The sequence below is a fragment of the Mammaliicoccus sp. B-M6 genome, from assembly GCF_022386965.1.
GTDB classification, from domain to species: domain Bacteria; phylum Bacillota; class Bacilli; order Staphylococcales; family Staphylococcaceae; genus Mammaliicoccus; species Mammaliicoccus sciuri_A.
Genome location: NZ_JAJNHJ010000055.1, coordinates 1 through 8,939, shown reverse-complemented (window position 1 = coordinate 8,939; position 8,939 = coordinate 1). Strand labels below are relative to the sequence as shown.

Here is an 8,939-nt window from a genome sequence, read left to right as displayed (position 1 = left end):
GTACAATCAAATTTAGTTTAACACCTTATTCAAAAAAATTAAAATGGACGGTTTATTTGAATATGTTTTCTTAAATACAATCTGGCTTGACAAATCGTAGGAAATAGCCGCCACGAATTTAACAAGACATCCCAAACAAGCAACATAGCGCTCCCGTATGTTGCAAGACATCCCAAACAAGCAACATAGAACTCTCGTATGTTGCAAGACACACCAATCTAGCAATATACAGACCTCATACAGACCTACAAACTCATTCCAATCTCAAACTCTTAATAATTCTCATCTCTAAATTCTCAATATACTAATATAACAAACAAAGGTATAACGACTGAGCTGATTAAGGCTGTTAGAATCATGCCGATTGAACTGAAGGCTGCTGATTCGATATCGGTTTCTAATATTTTGGCTGTTCCAATAGCATGTGATGCATTGCCATAAGTGAGTCCTTTGGCAATAGATGTTTGGAATTTGGCTATTTTGATAAGATATGATCCCAGCATACTTCCAATTAATCCTGTACCTATAATAAACAACACGGCTAAGCTATCTATTCCGCCTATTTGTTGTGATACTTGTACACCGACTGCTGCTGTTATAGATCTAGGCAACAGTGATGCGATCATTTCTTTTGAATAACCGAATATATTTAAAATCGTAAACATTAAAATAATATTAATCGTTATCCCAACTAATACACTTGTGATAATGACTTTAAAATGTTGAACAATCATTTTTCTATATAAATATAGTGGATATGCTAAACATACAACTGTGCAATTTAAAAAGTCATAAATCCATTGTCCGCCGACCATATAGTCATTGTAATTATATCCAAATAACACAAGTACACAGATAATTGCAATGGATGAAACGAGTGCAGGGTGTAAGATGGCGATCTTGAATTTTTTCTGTATAAATAATGCGAATATGTACATGACAACTGTTAAAAGAATCATTAAAAGTGCTTTAATCATCATGATTGATCACCACTTTCTTCTATATGATTCCTTTTTAACATTTTCTCAGCTATGTATCCTGACGAGAGTGCAACAATGCATGTGCTTGCGATGACTAATACAATTAAAAAGATAAACTGTGCGTTTATTTGGTCAACTAAATTCATAGCACCGACGATTGAAGGGATGAAGAAGAAAATCATCGTACTTAATAATAAATTTGCACCATCTTTAATCCATTCTTCTTTTATAATTTTAAATTGTAATAATAAGAAAAATATCACAAGTCCAATAATACTACCTGCAATAGGTATGTTTAATGTGTCTTGAATCCAACTACCTAGAACGGTAATAAAATAGATCATACATATTTGGAGTATGATTTTTATGAATTTATAAATCATGACAACTCAATCCTTTGAACGTTTTATAATGATATTTATTTATTATAGAACTGATTGGTATATTTTGAAATGCTATCGGACGGTCTTTTTATTTTTAGAAGTTTGCAATTAGTGGTTCAATAGACGTAACAATTAAAAGATTGGAGCGAATCATATGCCAAAATTAATTTTATGTCGACATGGGCAAAGTGAATGGAATGCGAAAAATTTATTTACAGGTTGGGCAGATGTAGAGTTATCAGAGCAAGGGTATAATGAAGCGAGAATCTCAGGTGAAAAATTATTAAAACAAAATATCGAAATAGATGTTGTATATACATCACTTTTAACAAGAGCAATTGAAACCACATATTTATTATTGAAATATTCTCACCAACTTTGGATACCAGTTTACAAAACGTGGCGCTTAAATGAACGTCACTATGGTGGACTACAAGGTAAAAATAAAGATCAAGCACGAGAAGAATATGGTGAAGAACAAGTGCATATTTGGAGACGTTCTTATGATACAAGACCGCCAGAAGCGGATGAAAAGTTACGAGAAGAATACTTGAGTGATAGAAGATATGAAATGTTAGATAGAAGAATCATGCCAGTTACAGAAAGTCTTAAAGATACTTTGGATAGAGTTATTCCGTATTGGATAGATCATATTGCAACAAGTTTATTAAACCATCAAACGACTTTAGTATCTGCACACGGTAATTCTTTAAGAGCACTGATTAAGTATTTAGAAGATATTCCAGATGATGAAATTTCAAACTTAGAAATCAAAACAGGTGCACCATTGATATATGAATTAGATGAATCATTAAAAGTGATAGACAAGTATTATTTATAGGTTATAACGCATGATAAAAGTAAAATAAAAGTTTAATTTAACATAAAGCTTTACATTCAATCATTTATAGCGTATAGTGGGTAGCAAGTGATATTTCGAGATTAAATTAATTGGTAGTTTTATTCATAGTTAATAAAGTCCATTTAAGTTTGAAGATTGATTATTGCAAATATACGTGCAAAAGCACAATAGGAGGACTTTTATTATGAATAAAGGTACAGTAAAATGGTTTAACGCAGAAAAAGGTTACGGATTTATCGAAGGAGAAAATGGTAACGACGTATTCGTACATTTCTCATCTATCCAAACTGAAGGTTACAAATCATTAGACGAAGGTGCTTCAGTTACTTTCGATATCGAAGAAGGACAACGTGGACCTCAAGCAGTTAACGTTATCAAAAACTAATATTTAACCAATTAGTTAAACACTTCATAACTTTGTTATGAAGTGTTTTTTTGTATATTAAAATAGAATTGATAAACAATTCTGAATATAATCATTCGCTTTATCGGCTGTGAAATGGTTAAATAAGTATAACAACATATAGGAGGTAAACGTTATGACAGAAATCCAACATTTAACAGTAGGAAGCAAAGACGCAAACATAACAATTGAGGCATTTATTAATTTTACATGCCCATATTGTTTAAATTATTTTGCAGCAGCTGACGAAGTTTTAGAACCTTATATTAATGAGAATAAAGTACAATATATCGTTAAGCATTTTGATAAGACGAAACAAAGATTGCTCAAAGGAACTGTTGCGAATATTTATCTGGATTACGATGACCCCGAAGAAACTTTTAAAATAATACGATACCTATATGAAACACAAGACGAATGGACATTGAATTTTGAAACGATAGAAAGAAAAATGGAACATGAATTAGGCTTATCACCACAAAAAAATGCAGACGACCGATCCTTAGCCATTATGCAAGAAACATTTGAAAGAGGGATTAAAGGCGTGCCAACCGTTTTTATAAATGATGAAAAATTTGAATTTAATCCTGTTGAAGATGATAAAGAGACAATACAAGAAAAATTAAGAAATGCATTAGATAGTATATGATGAAGTGGTGAGAACGCAGAAAGACTCCGAGATATCGTGCGCAAAGGTGCGAAATCAGGGTGTATCGCACGAAGACTCCCAATCTAAAACCTCTGTATAGCAAGGTATAAAAAACCATGCTATACAGAGGTTTTTTTATATTTACAGAAAATTATAAGTTGACTGAATTATTCGAAAGATATAAAATTGAAGATATTTTTAATTTTAGAGAGAAGGTATATCGTGTCAAATCAGTCATATAGACGTGATATGAAACAACGTCATATTATGTTATTAAGTTTTGGTGGTGTAATTGGGACTGGGTTATTTTTAAGTTCTGGTTATACTTTGCAACAAGCGGGTCCGTTAGGTACGATGTTATCTTATGTCGTTGGTGCTATTCTCGTGTATCTCGTTATGCTATGTCTCGGACAATTAGCGATTGAACATCCAGTGACAGGTGGATTTCATGTTTATGCTTCAAAATATATACATCCTTCAATAGGGTTTATAGTTGCTTGGTTTTATTGGTTAACATGGACTGTAGCACTTGGTTCTGAATTTACGGCAGTGGGTATTTTAATGCAGAAGTGGCTACCCGATGTACCTGTATACATATTTTCAAGTATTGCGATTATACTTGTCTTAGCTTTTAATATTGTATCTACGAAATTCTACGCTGAAGTTGAATTTTACTTTTCTTTAGTGAAAGTGTTAGCGATTATACTGTTTATTTGTTTAGGCGCTCTCACGTTATTCGGGCTTATTCACTACAGTGGTTATAACGGTCTAGATACAATTAAATCACGATATACGAATCCAACATTCCCGAATGGCTTAGGTGCCGTATTCTTAACGATGTTAGCTGTTAACTATGCATTTAGTGGTACGGAACTGATTGGTATTGCAGCAGGTGAAACGAAAAATCCTAAAAAAGTCATTCCGAAAGCGATTAATGCAACGTTATGGCGATTGATCATTTTCTTCATTGGAACAATGGTTATTATTTCTATTCTCATACCGAGTTATCAAGGGAAATCTTTAGAAAGTCCATTCGTTGTCATCTTTCAAAATATGGGTATTCCGTATGCTGGAGATATTATGAATTTAGTCATTATAACTGCATTATTATCAGCAGCCAATTCAGGTTTATATGCAGCTAGTCGAATGGTTTGGAGTCTTTCAAATGAAGGCATGTTCCCTAAATATTTTAAGAAACTAAACAAACATCAAATGCCGATACGCGCGACTATTTTTAGTATGTGTGGTGGTTTACTGGCGTTATTCTCAAGTATTTATACTGCAGATACTTTATATATCGTACTTGTTTCTATAGCAGGTTTAGCTGTTGTAATTGTATGGATGAGTATTTGTTTATCTTATTTCAATGCGAAACGTGCAAATAAACATTTGAAAATTCATCAAAGTGTACCAATCATTGGCTTTATCCTATGTTTAGTGTCATGTGTTGGTATGATCTTTGATCCGAACCAATCACCAGCATTATATTTCGGTATTCCGTTTGCGATTATTGCGATTGTATTTTATTTTGTAAAATATCATAAAAAGGACGGTCAGATCATTGAGACTTCTGAATAAAATTAAACAAGAACGCACTTTGGTATTAGATGGTGGATTAGCCACAACATTAGAAGGTTATGGCTGTGATTTGAATTCGTCATTATGGTCTAGTGAAGTGATCATTCATGAACCTAATAAAGTGAAACAAGCGCATCAAGCATTTACAGATGCAGGTGCTGATATTGTGTTAACAAGTACTTATCAAGCAAGCTTTGCTACATTTGAATCTATTGGCATGAAAACGTCAGAAATAGAACATTTATTTGATGTAGCTGTCGAACAAATAAAATCATCAGTGACGGATGAACAAGTTATAGTAGGCAGTTTAGGTCCATACGGCGCATATTTAAGTGATGGCTCAGAATATACTGGGGCATATGAAGTATCCACAGAAGATTATATCGACTTTCATCAAGCACGTATCCAAGCACTAATTGATAGAGGTATATATGATTTTGTATTTGAAACGGTGCCTAACTTTAATGAAATAAAAGCAATCGTTGAACATATCATTCCTCAATATTCAGATGACATGACATTCTGGATATCATGTACCGTTAATGATGAAGGCAATTTATCTGATGGTACTGACTTTGAGACGGTATGCCAATATATTAAAGAGCATGAAGCGTGTCTGCCTGTATTTGGCGTGAATTGTTCAAAGATTGAAAGTGTTGATAAAGCAATTGATAAAGGATTGACGGCATTACCACAAGTCATTGCTGTTTATCCGAATGGTGGTAAGACATTTGACCCTGTAGAGAAAGTTTGGGTAGGTCAAGGAGATCATGCATTGCTTGCTCAAAAGTCTAAAACGTGGATATCGCAAGGTATTCAAATAGTAGGTGGGTGTTGTGAAACAACGCCACAAGATATTCAACACATTCATCAAGCGATTAAATAAAGTGTATAATTTCTCTATTTGAGTAAAGGTGAGGCATCTTGTGATGTCTCATCTTTTTTGTGTGTAGTACGCTCTGAAGTACTGCTGTTATAGGGATTATAAGCTTTTTAGATAATAATCATTTCTTTATGAAAGCCCTTTACTTGATAATTTTTAAAATACAATAGTAAAATGTTTTATAAGAGGTATTTATCTCTTATTAGGTTTATATTTTTAGGAGGTATGAAGGATGGTAGTAGAATTTCACAATGAACCAGCAACAGATTTTACAAATCAAGAGAATCAACAAGCGTTTAAAGATGCATTAATAAAAGTTAAATCTGAATTTGGGAAAGAAATTCCTCTAGTAATTAATGGTGAGAAGATTTATACAGATGATAAGTTTGAATCTGTAGATCCAGCAAACCACCAACAAGTACTAGGTACAATTTCAAAAGCTTCTAAAGAACAAGTTGACCAAGCGATGGAAGCGGCTAAAGAAGCCTATAAGACTTGGAGAAAATGGTCTCATAAAGAAAGAGCCGAATTATTAATTAGAGTCTCTGCTATAATTCGCAGAAGAAAACATGAACTCTCTGCATTAATGGTTTATGAAGCGGGTAAACCATGGAATGAAGCAGATGGAGATACAAATGAAGGTATTGATTTTATTGAATATTATGCGCGTTCTATGATGGAGTTGGCTAATGGTAAGCCAGTCTTTGATAGAGAAGGGGAGCATAACCAATATATTTATAAACCAATGGGTCCTGGTGTTACAATTCCACCTTGGAACTTCCCATTTGCAATTATGACAGGTACAACAGTTGCACCTATTATTGCAGGTAATACTGTATTGCTTAAACCAGCAGAAGATACACCATTAATTGCATATAAATTAATGGAAATTTTAGAAGAAGCAGGTCTTCCAAAAGGCGTTGTAAACTTTGTACCAGGTGATCCGAAAGAAATCGGTGATTACTTAGTCGATCATAAAGATACGCACTTTGTAACATTTACTGGTTCAAGAGCAACAGGTACACGTATTTTTGAAAGAGCAGCTAAAGTTCAAGAAGGCCAAAACTTCTTAAAACGTGTCATCGCTGAAATGGGCGGTAAAGATGCAATTATTGTAGACGAAAATACAGATACTGATTTAGCAGCAAAAGCAATTGTGGATTCTGCATTTGGCTTTTCTGGTCAAAAATGTTCTGCATGTTCTAGAGCAATCGTGCATAAAGATGTTTATGATGAAGTTCTAGAAAAATCAATCGCATTAACAAAAGAACTTTCAATTAATCATACAGAAGGCGGTTCTGATGTATACATGGGACCTGTCATTAATAAAAAACAATTCGATAAAATTAAAAATTATATCGAAATTGGTAGTAAAGAAGGTAAGCTAGAAGTTGGCGGTAAGACTGACGACAGTAAAGGTTATTTCGTACATCCAACAATTATTTCTGGACTTAAATCAAGTGATCAAATTATGCAAGAAGAAATCTTCGGACCAGTTGTTGGCTTCACTAAAGGCGATAACTTTGAAGAATTATTAGAAATTGCTAATGACACAGATTACGGATTAACAGGAGCAGTCATTACAAATAATCGTGAACATTGGAAACAAGCATGTGAAGATTATGACGTAGGTAACTTATACTTGAACAGAGGTTGTACATCAGCAGTAGTAGGTTATCATCCATTCGGAGGCTTCAAAATGTCAGGTACAGATGCTAAGACAGGTAGCCCAGACTATATGCTAAACTTCTTAGAACAAAAAATATTATCAGAACAATTCTAGTATAGATAAAGAGAACCTGAGGCACATGGTGTGCCTCAGGTTCTTCTATTTTGGTGAGTATTTTAGATTGTTAGGGACAGAATTCCGAGAAGTGTCTCTAAATGAACGCCTATCTAATTACCAGAATTCGAAATAATGGTAGTTAGCGGATTCTAATTACCAGAATTCAGAATAATGGAAGTTACATTCCTGTACACATTCCCGCACACATCCCAACACATCTCCATCAAATCTCATTTATACTAATATTTCTTCTGCTAGTAATTGATATGATTTTTTCTTGGCTTCGAAATCGTATATATTTGTGATAATCATAAATTCGTCTGTTTGATATTCTTCTGCTAGTTGATTAAGTTTTTTTCTCACTGTTTGTGGTGAACCTATAATACTTCTTTTTCGGTTCGTCTTAATGAGTTCTAATTCTTCTTCTGTATAATCGTCTATATTGATTTCTTCTGGTGCTTGAACTTTTGTTCCTAATCCTTTACCTACGTTTAATAACCATTTGTCTTGTGATATGGCTAATTGTTCTGCTGCTTCGTCTGTCTCTGCACATACTACAAAAATACAAACAATTGTTGATGGTTCTTTCATATTAACGGATGGTATAAAGTCTTCATAATAACGTTTCATTGCGATTTCTTTATATTTAGGATTTATAAAGTGACCGAATACAAATCCAATCCCTAGTTGTGCTGCGTTTCTAGCACCATTTTCAGTTAAACCTAATAACCACATTGTTGGTGGATTGTCTATGCGTGGTCCTGCTTTAACGAGTCTGAATTTATGATCTCTAGGTAATGAGTTATGCAAGAATCCTTGTAAGTCAGATGCTTGTCTGTAAAAGTCTTCAATTGGTTTAATATGATCATCGGTCAAAGCTTTTTGTGTAATTGGAGAACCACCTGGTGAATTACCAAATCCTAAGTCTATACGGTTAGGAAATAATGCAGATAAAGTCTTGCCATTCTCTGCAATTTTATAAGGATTATATTGTGGTAATAATATGCCACCAGAGCCAACTCGAATACGTTCAGTTGAAGCGGCAATTTGAGTCATCAAGATTTCCGGGGATGAACTTGCGAGACCACTTGTATTGTGATGTTCAGCAACCCAATATCTGTGATAACCTAACGACTCAGTCCATTGTGCTAATGCGATAGTATTTTGTAATGTTTCTTCAGGTGTACTTCCTTTAGAAATGGGTGCTTGATCTAATACACTTAATTTCACGTTATATCGCTCCTTATAATTGACGTTTGTATTTTAATGAAATGTAGTTTTCATTTTCTGGTAAAGTATACATTGGTTTTTCGTATTGGTATTTTGGTATGTCAACAAAAACTTAGACAGAATTCATAAGTTTATAAGAGGTTGGTGTTTGATAATTTAATCCTGCATGTAATCTTTCATTGTTA

The 8,939-nt window shown here is 33.7% G+C and carries 9 protein-coding genes; 6 read left to right on the top strand and 3 right to left on the bottom strand.

What is annotated here, in order from left to right:
* Positions 1-296 precede the first annotated feature (296 nt).
* Both LQ693_RS12930 and LQ693_RS12925 read right to left on the bottom strand, forming a co-directional pair.
* Positions 297-980: an LrgB family protein gene (locus tag LQ693_RS12930; protein ID WP_037560005.1), complete on the bottom strand. Its 684-nt coding sequence runs from the start codon at positions 978-980 to the stop codon at positions 297-299.
* On the bottom strand, positions 977-1,363 hold the full coding sequence (locus LQ693_RS12925; protein ID WP_025905034.1) for a CidA/LrgA family protein: 387 nt from the start codon (positions 1,361-1,363) through the stop codon (positions 977-979). Before LQ693_RS12925 ends, LQ693_RS12930 begins: the two co-directional genes overlap by 4 nt.
* A gap of 154 nt (positions 1,364-1,517) precedes the next feature.
* On the opposite strand from LQ693_RS12925, the gene LQ693_RS12920 reads away from it, so the two are divergent.
* The 6 genes from LQ693_RS12920 (at position 1,518) to pruA (ending at position 7,521) form a co-directional block, all read left to right on the top strand.
* Entirely contained in the window at positions 1,518-2,204 is a 687-nt protein-coding gene (locus tag LQ693_RS12920; RefSeq protein ID WP_107566055.1) for a 2,3-diphosphoglycerate-dependent phosphoglycerate mutase, read from the top strand.
* Between the two features lie 205 nt (positions 2,205-2,409).
* Positions 2,410-2,610 (top strand): cold-shock protein, encoded by a 201-nt coding sequence (locus LQ693_RS12915; RefSeq protein ID WP_025905033.1) that lies wholly within the window; start codon positions 2,410-2,412, stop codon positions 2,608-2,610.
* 154 nt (positions 2,611-2,764) lie between these two features.
* Positions 2,765-3,277 carry a thioredoxin domain-containing protein gene (locus LQ693_RS12910; RefSeq protein WP_107566054.1) on the top strand — a complete coding sequence of 171 codons (513 nt, stop codon included), beginning with the start codon at positions 2,765-2,767 and terminating at the stop codon, positions 3,275-3,277.
* A gap of 249 nt (positions 3,278-3,526) precedes the next feature.
* Entirely contained in the window at positions 3,527-4,855 is a 1,329-nt protein-coding gene (locus LQ693_RS12905; protein WP_037589896.1) for an amino acid permease, read from the top strand.
* On the top strand, positions 4,839-5,741 hold the full coding sequence (mmuM, locus tag LQ693_RS12900; RefSeq protein ID WP_107566053.1) for a homocysteine S-methyltransferase: 903 nt from the start codon (positions 4,839-4,841) through the stop codon (positions 5,739-5,741). The genes LQ693_RS12905 and mmuM overlap by 17 nt, the downstream gene beginning before the upstream one ends.
* Before the next feature lie 229 nt (positions 5,742-5,970).
* Entirely contained in the window at positions 5,971-7,521 is a 1,551-nt protein-coding gene (gene pruA / locus LQ693_RS12895) for an L-glutamate gamma-semialdehyde dehydrogenase (RefSeq protein WP_107566052.1), read from the top strand.
* A 237-nt stretch (positions 7,522-7,758) separates the two neighbouring features.
* On the opposite strand, the gene LQ693_RS12890 is transcribed toward pruA, so the two are convergent.
* Positions 7,759-8,754 carry an LLM class flavin-dependent oxidoreductase gene (locus tag LQ693_RS12890; RefSeq protein ID WP_107596722.1) on the bottom strand — a complete coding sequence of 332 codons (996 nt, stop codon included), beginning with the start codon at positions 8,752-8,754 and terminating at the stop codon, positions 7,759-7,761.
* Between the last annotated feature and the right edge of the window lie 185 nt (positions 8,755-8,939).

Bases quoted from the DNA above. Each gene is read 5' to 3' on its own strand.
- LQ693_RS12930 (WP_037560005.1), bottom strand. From the start codon at position 980: ATGATGATTAAAGCACTTTTAATGATTCTTTTAACAGTTGTCATGTAC.
- LQ693_RS12925 (WP_025905034.1), bottom strand. From the start codon at position 1,363: ATGATTTATAAATTCATAAAAATCATACTCCAAATATGTATGATCTAT.
- LQ693_RS12920 (WP_107566055.1), top strand. From the start codon at position 1,518: ATGCCAAAATTAATTTTATGTCGACATGGGCAAAGTGAATGGAATGCG.
- LQ693_RS12915 (WP_025905033.1), top strand. From the start codon at position 2,410: ATGAATAAAGGTACAGTAAAATGGTTTAACGCAGAAAAAGGTTACGGA.
- LQ693_RS12910 (WP_107566054.1), top strand. From the start codon at position 2,765: ATGACAGAAATCCAACATTTAACAGTAGGAAGCAAAGACGCAAACATA.
- LQ693_RS12905 (WP_037589896.1), top strand. From the start codon at position 3,527: ATGAAACAACGTCATATTATGTTATTAAGTTTTGGTGGTGTAATTGGG.
- pruA (WP_107566052.1), top strand. From the start codon at position 5,971: ATGGTAGTAGAATTTCACAATGAACCAGCAACAGATTTTACAAATCAA.